The sequence below is a fragment of the Rhabdonatronobacter sediminivivens genome (genome assembly GCF_013415485.1).
Lineage (GTDB): Bacteria > Pseudomonadota > Alphaproteobacteria > Rhodobacterales > Rhodobacteraceae > Rhabdonatronobacter > Rhabdonatronobacter sediminivivens.
Window position 1 is genome coordinate 1 of record NZ_JACBXS010000058.1, and the last position, 14,199, is coordinate 14,199.

The window sequence follows — 14,199 nt, forward strand, 5'->3', positions numbered from 1 at the left end:
AGCCGCCGGTTGGGTGGGTTTCAGTTCACCCGGAGATTACGCCGCCATCGAATTTCCACCAACTCCGCGACACGACCTGGCTTCCACTGGTGGCCCGGCCGTGTCCAACCGAACTGATCAAACGGATTTCGTATGAGACGTTCTTCAAGCTGCCGCTGATCGCCAAGGCGCTTTCGTGAGCGGGCCTACGCTCGGACGACGCCACCCGCGTTCACCGGCCTCAGCTATGCGTCCGACGCATAGCTGAGGCGGCGCCACGGATTTGCATCGCTTCAAGGCGGAGCGGCCCGTAAATCATTGATATTACAAAACTAGCAACAGGGTGCAAAAGGTGCATAAAAATTTGCATGTCAGCGCAAACCGACGCCACGCCAAGGAGGCCCTGTAATAGGGGATTTCATACGCATTCACAGTGCCTTGAACGATTGAAGCCGCGACGGCGCTCTCACCTCGCCTCCGCGCTCAGGCCACTTAGAATGGTTCAAAATGTCTCAATTTCCGGAGGGCGAGCACCGCGACCGCCGCCCCCAGCCACGCCGCAACGCGTTGAATTACCGCCAAATCCCGGCTTAACGCACGTATTCCCACAAATCCCCGGCCACACCTCGATCTGGGACATGTTCGTTGCGCGTTACAGCAACAAAGCAACTTAGCCTAACCTTACGTTATGTCAGGTCTATAGTCAGTTAGGCTAAACCCTATCACGAAAAACGCTTTAAAAATATGTGTTTGCGCGCCAAAATGGTGCCCGGGGGCGGAATCGAACCACCGACACGAGGATTTTCAGTCCACTGCTCTACCCCTGAGCTACCCGGGCACGGGAGCGCGAGAATGCGCTGGGTGAGGGTGTATTATGCGAGGCTGCGGAGGCTGTCCAGAGGGGGCCGGGAAAAAACTGCGCCCACAGACAGGTTACTGCAATCGGGGCGGCGGGGGAGTGTCCTCATCCCCCTCCAGCGGGTCAACGGGGGTGCCGGGCAGGGCGTAATCTGCCCGGAGCCAGCGCGCCAGATCGACATCGGCGCAGCGGCGCGAACAGAAGGGGCGGTAGCGTGGATCGGTGGGTTTGGTGCAGATGGGGCATGCCATGTCAGCCCCCCCTGTGCCGCAAGGCAGCCGCCAGTGGCATTGCCTCGCGCCGACGCTGCAATTCGAAATTCCCCAGCGGTGTCCACCCGGCAAGCGTGGTGGCAGGGCCATCACGGCGGAAGGCCGCGCGCAGAACCTGCTCCAGCGTCGTGCGCTCCTTGCGCGGGAAGGGGGCGAAATCCACCAGCACCTGCCCGCCCAGCCCGCGCAGCCGCAATTGCCGGGGCAGTTCACGCGCGGCGGCGATACTGGCCTTCAACCCGGCAGCAGGGCTGCCTTCGGCAGTGTTCACATCCACAGCGACCAGGGCGCGGGTGGGCTCAACTGCCATGCTGGCGCCCCCCGGCAGACGGACCACTGGCGCGATCAGGGCGTCCATGGCGTCGATCACGCCATGATCGCGCAGGGCGGTGGGGCCGGTGGCGACCTCATCCGGGTCCGGGGTGGTCCAGTCGCGCCAGGCGGTGTCATGCGGGCCGGGGGCGTCCAGCAGCAATTCAGGCGGACCCGAGGTATCGGCCAGCAGACGCTGCGCCAGGTCGCGCAGGGCGGCGATGTCCTCTGTCAGCACACCCTCGGCCACGCCCTCGGCGCCGGACCGCAGGATCAGCCCCATGGACGCATCCGCCCCGGCCATGGCGGCCTGTCCAAGCGCGGCCAGACGGGCGGGTTCGCCCTCCTCGGTCACCTGGCGGGAAACATTGACCCCGGGAGCATCCGGGGTGACGATGCCATACCGCCCCTTGATCGTCAGCCGGGGCGTGACCGGCACTGCCTTGCCCGGCTCGGGCACGCCCGAGACCTGAACCAGCAATGTCTGCCCCGGGCGCAACCCCTTGGCCTGGCGCAGAAAGCCGGATTGCCCGCCGGGCAGGTCCAGGAACACGCCCCCCATGCCCTTGATCTGGCGCCCCACCCGCGCGCGGCAGATGGCGCCGGGGGCCAGGGTGCCATCGGGCATGGCGACCAGCAGATCCTCAAGCTGCCCGTCAATCATGCGCGCAGCGACCTCCTGCCCGTTCAGGCTACCCAAGGCGATGACAACCCCCTTCATGCCGCCTCCCCGTCCAGTTGCAGACCCGCCGCGCGCAGGATCTGCGCGGTTTCCGCAGCGGGCAGGCCCATCACCCCGGTGAAGGACCCTGAAATCCATGGGATGAACGCCCCGGCGCGGCCCTGGATGGCATAACCACCCGCCTTGCCGCGCCATTCCTCACAGGCCAGGTATTCGTTCAACTCTGCATCAGACAGCCGCTTCATCCTGACCGCCGTGACCACGCTGCGGGACCATTGGCGCGCACCATGACGCAAGGCGACCGCCGTGATCACCGAATGCCGCCGCCCGGACAGCGCCAGCAGAAAGCGCGCAGCTTCGGCCGCGTCCTGCGGTTTTCCCAGGATACGCCGCCCCAGCGCCACGGTGGTATCGGCGGCCAGGATCAAATCATCAGGGTCGGCCGTGATGGCGTCAAGCTTCTGCGCGGCCATGCGGTTGCAATAGGCGCGCGGCAGTTCCGCCCGTGCAGGCGTTTCATCGATATCCGCCGGGCGAATATCATCAACCCGGGCGCCGATCTGCGCCAGGATCTGTGCGCGGCGCGGACTGGCCGAGCCGAGGACGAGCCGCATCACTTGAAGCGGTAGTTGATCCGCCCTTTGGTCAGATCATAGGGGGTCATTTCAACCTGAACCCGGTCGCCTGCCAGAACCCGGATGCGGTTCTTGCGCATCTTCCCTGCCGTATGTGCGATGATCTCATGGCCGTTTTCCAGCTCGACCCGAAATGTCGCATTGGGCAGGAGTTCCTTCACGACGCCGGGGAATTCGAGCAGTTCTTCCTTGGCCATGTTCACTCCGTCCGTACCACGCCCGCCAGAGTCGCGGACGCGCATTAGATGCGCCCGGTTGTGCGGTTTTTCAAGCGTTAACTGCCGTTCAGCCGCGTTTTACCGCCAGATTCAGCCGTTCGGCCTGTTCAGGCCAATGGGCATGGTTCAGGACGCCTCCGTCGCGGCGGACCTCGGCGATAGCGTCCAGAGACACCTCGGCCACTGCCCAGCCGGGAACGTTCAGCCGGGTCTGCGCCAGAATGCCATCTTCGGGCCAGCCCCGGTCCGGGGGGCCATAGATGGCTGCGGCGCCCACATTCATATCCACCGCCGGGCACCAGGGCGCCGGGGCAATGGTCGGAGAATGGACCACAACACATTGATTTTCCAACGCCCGTGCCATCGAACCCACCTTGACCCGCGTATACCCCGCATAGGTTTCCGTGGCGCTGGGGGCCAGCAGGATCTGGGCGCCCGCCTCGGCCAGAGCACGGGCCAGCAGGGGAAATTCACTGTCATAGCAGATGACGATGCCGATCGCGCCCAGCGGCGTGTCAAAGACCTTCAGCCCGGCGCCGGCGGCAACGTCCCAGTCCTCGCGTTCGAACCGGGTCATGATCTGCTTGTCCTGATGACCAATCACGCCCTCGGGACCATAGAGCACCGCGCGGTTCACCGGGCGGCCGGGGCCGTCGAAGAACGGCCCGCTGGGGCCCAGGATATGCACCCCATGCCTGGCGGCCAGCCGGACGAACAGCGCATCCACCATCGGCCAGTGGCGCGCGACCTCATGCAGGCTGCCCTCCAGGTCCGCGGCCACATCCGCCCCGCCAAGGCTGGCCAGTTCCATGGCGCCATACTCCGGGAACACCAGCAGATCAGCCCCCTGCCCCGCGGCATCCGCGACCCAGGCAGTGATCTTGGCCTCATAGGCTGTACTGTCAGCAAAGAAATCCAGGGGATAGGCGGCGGCGGCGATCTTCATAGCTCTCTCATCCAGAATTGGAGGGGTTTGCGGGTTTCCTCGGGTGCGTCGATATCCTTCCAGCCGAATTCGGCTATGACCCCGGGCAACTGGCGATACCCGCGCTTCTGCCAGAAATCATCCAACGGGCGATGATCGGTGGGCCGGGCGGGATGATCCGCCGGGCGCTGCACTGCACAAAATGCGACATATCTGGCGCCCAGCGCGCGCGCATGGACCTCACGCATGTCAAAAAACCGATGTCCGGCCCCCTGCCCGCGATATTCGGGCAGCAAGACCGATTCCGCGCAATAGAAGATTTCCGACAAGTCGTAGCCAGTGCCGTCGAACGCGGCGGCGAAGTCATCGGCGTGATCGGTCATCGGCGTGCCCGTGGCCGCCCCCGCCAACCGGTCGCCGTCGAAAGCTGCCGCCACGATGGCATTCGGGTTGTCGCGATACGCGGTCAGGTAGCGACGCTCATACTCCAGATCGCCATCATAGAGATACGGCCAGTCCCGGAACACCGCGATCCGAAGCGCGGCCAGATCGTCCAGCACCGGCGCAGCATCGGCACCGACAAGGGAGGCGAAACGCAGGCTCATGCCGAAACCTGGGCGATCCAGTCCTGCAGGTTGTAATAGGTGGTCACGCGGGTGATCTTGCCATCCTTCAGGGCAAAGAACGACCCGGCGGGAAGGACATAGCGCTGGCCACGGGCTTCGGGCAGGCCGGGGTCGGTCTGCAGATATTCGCCGTGTACGGTGAATTCCGCCGCCGCACGGGTGCCATCGTCATTCACAAAGATCACCATGTCGCGCAGTTCCTCGCGATAGCTGACCCCCATATGCGCGCAGAATTCGGCAAAGGCGGCGCGGCCATGGCGCACATCGCCCTGGTTGACGTGGTGTTCGACATCATCGCTGACCAGCGCCAGCATGCCATCGCCATCCCCGGCGTTGAAGGCGGCGAAGTAGCGTTCGATGATCTCTCGGCTCATGTTTCCTCCGTTGGTGGGCCAAAGCGGGCCAGCATGCGGTCGCGGATCTGGTCACGGGTCTGGCGATAGGCGTTCAGCTTCGCCTCGCGCCCCTCACCCAGCCCGGTGGGGTCCATGATCGGCCAGTATTCCACGTCAATATGCGCATAGCGGGTGAGTTCCTGCGCCAGCCGCTGACTTGCGGGCGACAGGGCAATGATAAGGTCAAAGCCGGTCAGATCATCGCCCCATTGCGCCATTTCCTCGAAGGAACGCGACCGATGGCGCGCAAGTTCCACCCCCTCCTCGGCGCTGACGGCGATGGAAAACCCGTCGATCTCGCGGTCGTTGCGGACGCCGGCGGATTGCACATAGGCGCGCTGGCCGTAGTATTTCTTCATCAACCCTTCGGCGATGGGCGAGCGCACGGAATTGTGGTCGCAGCAGAACAGCACCGACGAAGGAAAGGGCCCGGCCATTCAACCCCCGAAATGCAGGACGCAGATCAGGGTAAAAAGGCGCCGGGCGGTGTCGATATCCATCTCCGCCTTGCCATCCATCCTCTCCTGCAGGATGCGCGCACCTTCGTTGTGGATGCCGCGCCGCGCCATGTCGATGGCTTCGATCTGGCTGGGTGGCAGGCGCTTGACGGCATCGAAATAGCTGTCGCATATCTGGTAGTAATCCTTGACCACCTGCCGGAAGGGCCCAAGGCTGAGCTGGAACTGCACCACCTCGGCGCCGGATTCTTGCGCGACATCAATCACCAGACGCCGTTCGCGGATGGCCAGTGCCAGGCGATAGGGACCATCGGGCGCCTGGCGGCCATCCTTGGCCGGAAGGGTGAAGCTGTTGTCCTCAAGCAGGTCGAAGATCGCAACCTTGCGCTCCTGCTCGACCTCGGGCGTGGGCGCGGGCAGACCGCTGTCGTCGATCTCGATCTGGCAGATCCGGTTCATGGCCGTCCCTCAAGCCTTGGTCGCAGGGTCACTCGGGCGCGACCTCTTCCACAACCACAAGGTCACGCTCCGAGGCGCCGCGGGCATGCTCCAGCGCCTCCCTGTAGGCGGGCGAGTTGTAGCAGGCGACCGCTGCCTCCACCGATGGGAAGCGCGCAACCACATTGCGCGCCCGGTCGCGCCCTTCAAGCTGCACATGCCGCCCGGCGCGGGCCAGGAACACGCCACCATGCGCGGAGATCGCTTCGGTGGCGAGCGCGGCGTAGCGACCATAGGCGTCAGGGTCGGTCACATGGACATTGGCTATCCACAGTGCGGTCATTGCATTCCTCCGATCACGTCTTCGGCGGCTTTCAGCGCGGCCTCGGCCTGGGCGATGTCGGCGCCGCCGCCCTGCGCCATGTCCGGGCGCCCACCGCCGCCCTTGCCCCCCAGCGCCGCAACAGCCGCACGCACCAGATCCACGGCCGACAACCGCTCGGTCAGATCCGCCGTCACCCCCGCTGCCACGGCCGGCTTGGCGCCTGTGTCAGCAATCAGCACCACCACGCCGGAGCCCAGGCGCGCTTTCATCTCGTCGATCACGGGCGGAAGTTCCTTGCCCGAAACGCCCTTGAGCACCTGTGCAATCAGCTTGATGCCTGCCACCTCGCGCGTCTCGGCCCCGCCGCCCCCGCCACCGGTGGCCAGTTCCCGGCGCAGTTGCGCAACCTCGTTCTGCAGGGCGCGCCGCTCCTCCATCAGCGCGCGCAGCCGGTCCGCCACATTCGCGGGGGGCGTCTTCAGCAGCGCCGCCGCCGTGTCCAGCCGGGTGGACTGGGTGCGCAGATGATCCAGCGCCGCCTGCCCGGTCAGCGCCTCGATCCGCCGCACGCCCGCCGCCGAGGCGCTGTCGCCCAGACAGACAAAGGCCCCGATATCGCCGGTGCGCTCCACATGAGTCCCGCCGCAGAGTTCCAGCGAATAGGTGGCCCCATCCGTGCCCTTGCCCGAATTGGGCAGGGTACCCATCGACACCACGCGGACCTCTTCGCCGTATTTCTCGCCGAACAGCGCCTGCGCGCCGATGCCCTGCGCCTCATCCGGGGTCATGATCCGGGTTTCCACGGGGGCATTCTGGCGGATGAAGGCGTTGACCTCGGCCTCGACCGTGGCCAGCTCTTCGGCGCTCATGCCCTTCGAATGGCTGAAATCAAACCGCAGCCGGTCCGGCGCGTTCAACGAGCCCTTCTGCGCCACATGGTCCCCCAATGCGCGGCGCAGCGCCTCGTGCAGCAGATGCGTGGCCGAATGATTGGCCCGGATGGCGCGGCGGCGGGCGTGGGTCACTTCCAGCTTGACGGGCGTTCCCTTGCGCAGGGTGCCTTCGGTCACCTGGGCGCTATGGATGAATACGCCCGCGGCCTTTTGCGTGTCCTGAACCTCAGCCTCGCCCCCATCCCAGCGGATGAAGCCGGTATCACCCACCTGACCGCCGGATTCGGCATAGAAAGGCGTCTGGTTCACCACGATCTGCACCGCACCATCGGCGCTGTCCGTTTCCGCCCCATCAGCGACCAGCGCCAGCACTTCGCCTTCGGCGGTTTCAGTGTCAAAGCCCAGGAATTCGGTGGCGCCGAAACGGTCCGCCAGTTGCAACCAGATCGCCGAATCCGCCGCCTCGCCCGAGCCCGCCCATGCTGCGCGGGCCTTGGCCTTCTGCTCGGCCATGGCCGCGTCGAAGCCTTCAACCTCGACCGCGCGGCCCTTTTCGCGCAGCGCATCCTGGGTCAGGTCCAGCGGGAAGCCATAGGTGTCATACAGTCGGAAGGCCGCCGCGCCCGGCAAAGGCGCATCCTCGGGCAACTCGGCCAGTTCGGCATCCAAGAGCTTCAACCCGCGGTCCAGGGTCTGGCGGAAACGGGACTCCTCCAGCTTCAGGGTTTCTTCGATCAGGGCCTTCGCGCGGACCAGCTCGGTGTAATGCGACCCCATTTGCCGCACCAGCGCCGGGACCAGCCGATACATGACCGGATCCTGCGCGCCCAGCATATGTGCATGGCGCATGGCGCGGCGCATGATCCGGCGCAGGACATAGCCGCGCCCTTCGTTCGAGGGCATCACCCCGTCAGCGATCAGGAACGCGGTCGAGCGCAGGTGATCCGCAATCACCCGGTGATGCATCTTGCCCTTGCCATCCGGGTCGGTGCTGGTGGCGTTGGCGCTGGCCTCGATCAGCGATCGCATCAGATCGGTGTCGTAGTTGTCATGCTTGCCCTGCAGCAGCGCACCGATCCGCTCCAACCCCATGCCCGTGTCGATGGACTGGTTCGGCAGCTCGGTCATCCGCCCGTCAGCATGCTGCTCATTCTGCATGAAGACCAGGTTCCAGATCTCGATGAAACGGTCGCCGTCTTCCTCAGCGCTGCCTGGCGGGCCGCCCCAGATATGGTCCCCATGGTCAAAGAAGATTTCCGTGCACGGACCGCAGGGGCCAGTCGGCCCCATCCGCCAGAAATTGTCGTCGGTGGGAATGCGGATGATCCGGTCATCGGAGAGGCCAGCGACCTTTTTCCAGATCTCTGCGGCCTGATCATCGGTGTGATAGACGGTGACCAGCATACGGTCTGCCGGGATGCCGAAATCACGGGTCAGAAGCTCCCAGGAAAAGGCGATGGCCTCGTCCTTGAAGTAGTCGCCGAAGCTGAAATTCCCCAGCATTTCAAAAAACGTATGATGCCGGGCGGTATAGCCGACATTGTCCAGATCATTATGCTTGCCGCCCGCACGCACGCATTTCTGACTGGTGGCAGCGCGGTTGTAATCGCGGTGCTCCAGCCCGGTGAAGACATTCTTGAACTGCACCATGCCCGAGTTGGTGAACATCAGCGTCGGATCATTGCGCGGGACCAGGGGTGAACTGTCCACCACCGAGTGGCCGTTGCGTGCAAAGTAATCAAGAAAGGTCGAGCGGATATCGTTCAGACTTGCCATGCGAGTCGGGCCTTTGATCGGTGCGATGCAGTGCTGACCCGTTTAGCCCCGCACCCCTGGCCTGTCCACACCCCACGCGGCTGCTTGCCTCAGGGGTTGAGCTTGCGCAGCCGGTCGCCCTGCCGGATCACCCCGTCACGCGCCACACTGCACAAGACACCCCGCAGACGCAGCGCGCGATGCGCGGGCGCGTTCACCCAGTCCTTGGCCGCGGTGCCATAACGCACCTTCCATTTCACACAGGCATCGTTGAACACTTCGGACACGCGCAGGATTGCCGTTCCGGCGTCCAGCAACTGCCCCTCGGGCAGATTGCTCACGGAGAGGTCCATGTCCGCGACAAAGGTATCGCCCGGATGCACGACATTCTGGCGATCCCGCCAGACAAGATCCAGCACCCTGCGCTGCAGGATGCTGATCTGGATGCCCGGGTGGGGCCTGCCATCCGGAAGCCGCAGCCAAGGGCTGCCCTCCCAGCGTTCGCCCGGAATGCCTCTGTCCCGCGTCACCTCGATCCGGTCGACAAAACGCCGTTCACCATAGCCCGGACGCAGGCAAGGCATCTCAATGGCGGCCCCATCGGCGGGGGCGGCGGAAATTCCGGCTGTTGCAGCCTCGAGTTCCGCCCGTGTTGCCTGTGCCGGTGTTGGGGTCACTCGTCTACAAGCGGATTGTCCTCGGCCGCCATATGAAAATCCAACCCATGGGCGGCGCGAATCCTGTCCTCAACCTCCTGCGCGATGGCAGGGTTGGATTTCAGGAAGGTCTTGGCGTTTTCACGTCCCTGGCCGATGCGCTCATCACCATAGGAATACCAGGCACCCGATTTCTCAACCACGCCTGCCTTGACGCCGAGGTCCAGCAATTCGCCGGTCTTCGAAATCCCCTCGCCATACATGATGTCGAATTCCACCTGCTTGAACGGCGGCGCAACCTTGTTCTTGACCACTTTCACGCGGGTGGAGTTGCCGACAACCTCATCGCGGTCCTTGATGGAGCCGATGCGGCGGATGTCCAGCCGGACCGAGGAGTAAAATTTCAGCGCATTGCCGCCGGTGGTGGTTTCGGGCGAGCCGAACATCACGCCGATCTTCATGCGGATCTGGTTGATGAAGATGACCATGCAGTTCGACCGCGAGATCGAACCGGTCAGCTTGCGCATGGCCTGGCTCATCAACCGGGCATGGACGCCGACGCTGGAGTCGCCCATGTCGCCTTCCAGTTCCGATTTGGGTGTAAGCGCGGCGACCGAATCGACCACCACCAGCGACACTGCACCCGAACGCACAAGTGTATCGACGATTTCCAGCGCCTGTTCACCAGTGTCCGGCTGCGAGATCAGCAGCTCATCCAGATTCACGCCCAGTTTGCGCGCATACTGCGGGTCAAGCGCGTGTTCGGCATCGACAAAGGCGCAGACACCGCCCTTTTTCTGCTCCTCTGCAACCACATGCAGGGTCAGCGTGGTCTTGCCCGAGGATTCGGGGCCATAGATTTCGATCACGCGGCCCTTGGGCAGGCCGCCGATCCCCAGCGCGATGTCCAGCCCCAAGGAGCCGGTCGAGGTTGATTCGATCTCGGCCACCGGGTTGTCGGCGCCCAGTTTCATGATGGACCCCTTGCCGAACTGACGTTCGATCTGGGCCAGCGCGGAATCCAGCGCTTTCTGCCTGTCTTGTGCTCGCTTGTCGGTCATATCCAGAAGGTTCGCCACAGCCATAGGTTCCGATCCTTATTTCACAGCGCGAAGCGCGCGGCAATCGCTGGTTTGTTCGATTAACGTTCCTGACTCGAACATGGGCACAAATCAGGAACATTGCAACAGCAAATTCAACCCTTTCAGCATTCCCCAACATGGTTAAGCAAAGGTTTACAAACGCCGGCGCGGCGCGGATTCATGCTGCCGGAACGCAAACAGGCCCCCATCGCGGGGGCCTGAAAATGCGCTTGCTGCGTTTGGGTCAGTCCGCGGTCAGCAGCGGCGGCTTGTTGCCGGACAGTCGCGGGGCGCCCGGTTCGCTCAATTGCAGATCAATGGCGCCATCCTTGATGCCCACGCGCACCACGCCCCCCTTGGTCAGACGCCCGAACAGAAGCTCTTCGGCCAGCGGTTTCTTGATGTTCTCCTGGATCACCCGGCCCAGCGGGCGGGCGCCCATGCGGTCATCATAGCCCTTTTCCGCCAGCCATTCGGCGGCTTCAGGGGTCAGTTCGATGGTCACATTGCGGTCCATCAACTGGGCTTCCAACTGCAAGACGAACTTCTCCACCACCTGCATGATGACCTCTTTCGGCAAGGCACCGAAGCTGATCACGGCATCCAGACGGTTGCGGAACTCGGGCGAGAAGGTGCGTTCGATCGCTGCGGTATCCTCGCCCTCGCGCCGGTCGCGGCCGAAGCCAACCGCAGCCTTCGCCTGCTCGGCGGCGCCAGCGTTGGAGGTCATGATCAGAATCACGTTGCGGAAATCCACCTGACGGCCGTTGTGATCGGTCAGTTTGCCGTGATCCATGACCTGCAGAAGGATGTTGTAGACATCGGGATGCGCCTTTTCGATCTCATCGAGCAGCAGCACGCAATGCGGATGCTGGTCCACGCCATCGGTCAGCAACCCGCCCTGGTCAAAGCCCACATAGCCCGGAGGAGCGCCGATCAGCCGCGAAACGGCATGCTTTTCCATGTATTCAGACATGTCGAAGCGCAGCAGTTCGACACCAAGGGTCCCGGCCAGCTGTTTGGCCACCTCGGTTTTGCCTACGCCGGTCGGCCCGGCGAACAGATAGTTGCCGATGGGCTTTTCCGGCTCTCGCAGACCGGCACGGGCCAGCTTGATCGATGACGACAGCGCCTCGATCGCGGCATTCTGCCCGAAAACCACCCGCTTGAGCGAGGTTTCCAGATCACGCAGCACCTCGGCATCATCCTTGGAGACGTTCTTGGGCGGAATGCGGGCGATCTTGGCCACGACAGCCTCGATCTCCTTCGGCCCGATGGTCTTGCGCCGCTTCGATTCGGCCACCAGATGCTGCGCCGCGCCAGCCTCGTCGATCACGTCGATTGCCTTGTCCGGCAGCTTGCGATCATTGATGTAGCGCGCCGACAGCTCCACCGCCATCTTGATGGCGTCATTGGTGTAGCGGATGTCATGGTGGCCTTCGAAATAGGGTTTCAGCCCCATCAGGATCTTGACCGAATCCTCCACCGAAGGCTCCACCACATCGATCTTCTGGAACCGGCGCGACAGGGCACGGTCCTTTTCGAAATGCTGGCGGAATTCCTTGTAGGTGGTCGAGCCCATGCAGCGCAGCTTGCCACCCTGCAACGCGGGCTTGAGCAGGTTCGACGCATCCATCGCCCCGCCCGAGGTCGCCCCAGCCCCGATCACGGTGTGAATCTCGTCGATGAAGAGCACCGCATCGGGGTGGTCCTCAAGCTCCTTCATCACCGATTTCAGCCGCTCCTCGAAATCACCACGATAGCGCGTGCCAGCCAGCAGCGCGCCCATGTCCAGCGAATAGATGGTCGATTCGGCCAGAACCTCGGGCGTTTCGCCTTCGACGATCTTCTTGGCCAGCCCCTCGGCGATGGCGGTCTTGCCAACGCCGGGATCACCCACCAGCAGCGGGTTGTTCTTGCGCCGACGGCACAGCACCTGGATGCAGCGTTCGACCTCGGCCGCGCGGCCGATCAGCGGGTCCACATCGCCCTTGCGCGACTTGGCGTTCAGATCGACGCAGTATTTCGCCAGCGCGCTGTCCTTTTCCTCTTCCTTGGCCGAGGCTTCGGCGCCATCAGCCTCGGGCTGATCGGCGCCGGAGACCGGGCGGGATTGCGAAAAGGCCGGATTCTTGGCCACGCCATGGGCGATGAAATTCACCGCGTCATAGCGGGTCATGTCCTGCTCCTGCAGGAAATAGGCGGCGTTCGACTCCCGCTCGGCAAAGATGGCGACCAGCACATTGGCGCCGGTCACCTCATTGCGGCCCGAGCTCTGGACATGAATCGCCGCGCGCTGGATCACGCGCTGAAAGGCCGCGGTGGGCACCGCTTCGGACCCGTCGATATCGGTTACCAGCGAGGCGAGTTCCTGCTCGATGAATTCGAGCAGGGTGTTGCGCAGTTTGTCCAGATCCACATTGCAGGCCTGCATGACCTGGGCCGCGTCAGGTTCGTCGATCAAGGAGAGCAGCAGATGCTCCAAGGTCGCGAACTCGTGCCGGCGCGAGTTTGCCAGCGCCAGGGCGCCGTGAATGGACTGTTCCAGAGTTGTCGAGAACGATGGCACGATGTCGCTCCTGTATTTGGTGTTGGGACGCCCGGGAAGCTGGCAGCCACCTCAGACCCAACCATGAACCACTAAGGTTAAACTTCGGTTTTCTGGCCGCCGCTTCAAGTTTTTTTTCTGCTGACCGCAAATTGCCGTGATCGCCTGTGGCCCCGGCGCCGAAAAAACAGCACGTTTCGCTGGCCTTGAACGGCCCCGCGGCGAAGGAGCGCGGGGGCAGATCACGACCGTTCAACTGCGCGCAGAAAGCGGGCGCGGGCCTCGGGCAGGGGGCGATCGCCCAGCGCGGGCGCCAGCCAGGTTGCGAGGAAATGCCCCGTCACGCGCAACCCCGCCAGCAGACCGTCCCGGTCCATGCCCCCCTGCCCGTCCAGCCCCGGCGGCAGAGGCAACAGCCGGTCCGCCCAGGGCCCGGCGCCGGACAAACTCACCGCCCGGCCCGTACGGGGCGAGACATAGGCCAGCCCCTCAGCCGTGCCAGTGACAGCGCAGCGCGAAAGGTCCAGCCCATAGCCGGTCGCCTCAAGCAACTGAAGCTCCCAGGCCAGATACCGGCGCAGCCAGCCCTCCTGGCCCAACCGGTCCAGAAGGGCGCAACTGGCGGGATACAGCACCGGTTGCGGCGCGCGTTCGGGCAAGGCAAATTGCAGCAGCGCACAGACGGACCCCAGCCCCAGAAGCGCCAACCGGTCCGCCATCGCCTCGGCAGCGCGCAGACGCAGAGGTTCCACGGCAAAGCTGCCCAGGTGATCCTCCAGCCGCGCACGCCAGACCAGATCCAACTGCGCGCCCGGTTGCAGCACCGGGGCCATGCGCCGCCCGCCACCGCCGCGCACCACCCCGGCATGGCGCCCGCGCGTTTCTGTCAGAACCTCGATGATCGCGGCGCTTTCGCCATGCCTGCGCATGGACAACAGCACCCCCTGATCGCGCCATTCCATCGCATCACCTAGGGCGAAGTCCGGCCGGGGTGCAATCCTTGTCCGCGCGCAGCGTTGCGCTTTCCTCGCGCCGCGCAAAGGCATAGCCTGCACAGGGTCATGGCGGTCGTGTCGCGGAGTTGGTGGAAATTCGATGGCGGCGTAATCTCCGGGTGAACTGAAACCCACCCAACCGGCGG

At 64.1% G+C, this 14,199-nt stretch carries 15 protein-coding genes and 1 tRNA gene; all 16 read right to left on the reverse strand.

Features of this window, described 5'->3' with window-relative positions; genetic code table 11:
- Nucleotides 1-742: 742 nt before the first annotated feature.
- A tRNA-Phe gene (locus tag HUK65_RS16730) sits at nt 743-817 on the reverse strand.
- Between the two features lie 95 nt (nt 818-912).
- Nucleotides 913-1,089: a DNA gyrase inhibitor YacG gene (locus HUK65_RS16735; RefSeq protein ID WP_179907419.1), complete on the reverse strand. Its 177-nt coding sequence runs from the start codon at nt 1,087-1,089 to the stop codon at nt 913-915.
- A 1-nt stretch (nt 1,090) separates the two neighbouring features.
- Nucleotides 1,091-2,143, reverse strand: a complete 1,053-nt coding sequence (locus HUK65_RS16740; RefSeq protein WP_179907420.1) for a ribonuclease E/G — start codon at nt 2,141-2,143, stop codon at nt 1,091-1,093.
- A complete protein-coding gene (locus HUK65_RS16745; RefSeq protein WP_179907421.1) occupies nt 2,140-2,718 on the reverse strand; it encodes a Maf family protein in 579 nt (192 codons plus the stop codon). Before HUK65_RS16745 ends, HUK65_RS16740 begins: the two co-directional genes overlap by 4 nt.
- Nucleotides 2,718-2,936 (reverse strand): translation initiation factor IF-1, encoded by a 219-nt coding sequence (infA, locus tag HUK65_RS16750; RefSeq protein ID WP_021097168.1) that lies wholly within the window; start codon nt 2,934-2,936, stop codon nt 2,718-2,720. Before infA ends, HUK65_RS16745 begins: the two co-directional genes overlap by 1 nt.
- An 88-nt stretch (nt 2,937-3,024) precedes the next feature.
- Nucleotides 3,025-3,903 carry a carbon-nitrogen hydrolase family protein gene (locus HUK65_RS16755; RefSeq protein WP_179907422.1) on the reverse strand — a complete coding sequence of 293 codons (879 nt, stop codon included), beginning with the start codon at nt 3,901-3,903 and terminating at the stop codon, nt 3,025-3,027.
- Complete coding sequence (locus HUK65_RS16760) at nt 3,900-4,487, reverse strand: GNAT family N-acetyltransferase (protein ID WP_179907423.1); 588 nt, start codon at nt 4,485-4,487, stop codon at nt 3,900-3,902. The genes HUK65_RS16755 and HUK65_RS16760 overlap by 4 nt, the downstream gene beginning before the upstream one ends.
- Nucleotides 4,484-4,882, reverse strand: a complete 399-nt coding sequence (locus HUK65_RS16765) for a ketosteroid isomerase-related protein (RefSeq protein WP_179907424.1) — start codon at nt 4,880-4,882, stop codon at nt 4,484-4,486. Before HUK65_RS16765 ends, HUK65_RS16760 begins: the two co-directional genes overlap by 4 nt.
- Nucleotides 4,879-5,340, reverse strand: a complete 462-nt coding sequence (locus HUK65_RS16770; RefSeq protein WP_179907425.1) for an arsenate-mycothiol transferase ArsC — start codon at nt 5,338-5,340, stop codon at nt 4,879-4,881. Before HUK65_RS16770 ends, HUK65_RS16765 begins: the two co-directional genes overlap by 4 nt.
- Nucleotides 5,341-5,820, reverse strand: coding sequence for a UPF0262 family protein (locus HUK65_RS16775; RefSeq protein ID WP_179907426.1), 480 nt, complete (start codon nt 5,818-5,820; stop codon nt 5,341-5,343).
- A 28-nt stretch (nt 5,821-5,848) separates the two neighbouring features.
- A complete protein-coding gene (locus HUK65_RS16780) occupies nt 5,849-6,142 on the reverse strand; it encodes a DUF1330 domain-containing protein (protein WP_179907427.1) in 294 nt (97 codons plus the stop codon).
- The gene (gene alaS / locus HUK65_RS16785) at nt 6,139-8,793 is read right to left on the reverse strand and encodes an alanine--tRNA ligase (RefSeq protein ID WP_179907428.1); all 2,655 of its coding nucleotides are present in this window, start codon (nt 8,791-8,793) and stop codon (nt 6,139-6,141) included. The genes HUK65_RS16780 and alaS overlap by 4 nt, the downstream gene beginning before the upstream one ends.
- 89 nt (nt 8,794-8,882) lie before the next feature.
- Nucleotides 8,883-9,449 (reverse strand): hypothetical protein, encoded by a 567-nt coding sequence (locus HUK65_RS16790; RefSeq protein ID WP_179907429.1) that lies wholly within the window; start codon nt 9,447-9,449, stop codon nt 8,883-8,885.
- Nucleotides 9,446-10,513 carry a recombinase RecA gene (gene recA, locus HUK65_RS16795; protein WP_179907430.1) on the reverse strand — a complete coding sequence of 356 codons (1,068 nt, stop codon included), beginning with the start codon at nt 10,511-10,513 and terminating at the stop codon, nt 9,446-9,448. The genes HUK65_RS16790 and recA overlap by 4 nt, the downstream gene beginning before the upstream one ends.
- 241 nt (nt 10,514-10,754) lie before the next feature.
- Nucleotides 10,755-13,079, reverse strand: coding sequence for an ATP-dependent Clp protease ATP-binding subunit ClpA (clpA, locus tag HUK65_RS16800; RefSeq protein ID WP_179907431.1), 2,325 nt, complete (start codon nt 13,077-13,079; stop codon nt 10,755-10,757).
- A 221-nt stretch (nt 13,080-13,300) separates the two neighbouring features.
- The gene (recO, locus tag HUK65_RS16805; protein ID WP_179907432.1) at nt 13,301-14,020 is read right to left on the reverse strand and encodes a DNA repair protein RecO; all 720 of its coding nucleotides are present in this window, start codon (nt 14,018-14,020) and stop codon (nt 13,301-13,303) included.
- Nucleotides 14,021-14,199 lie beyond the last annotated feature (179 nt).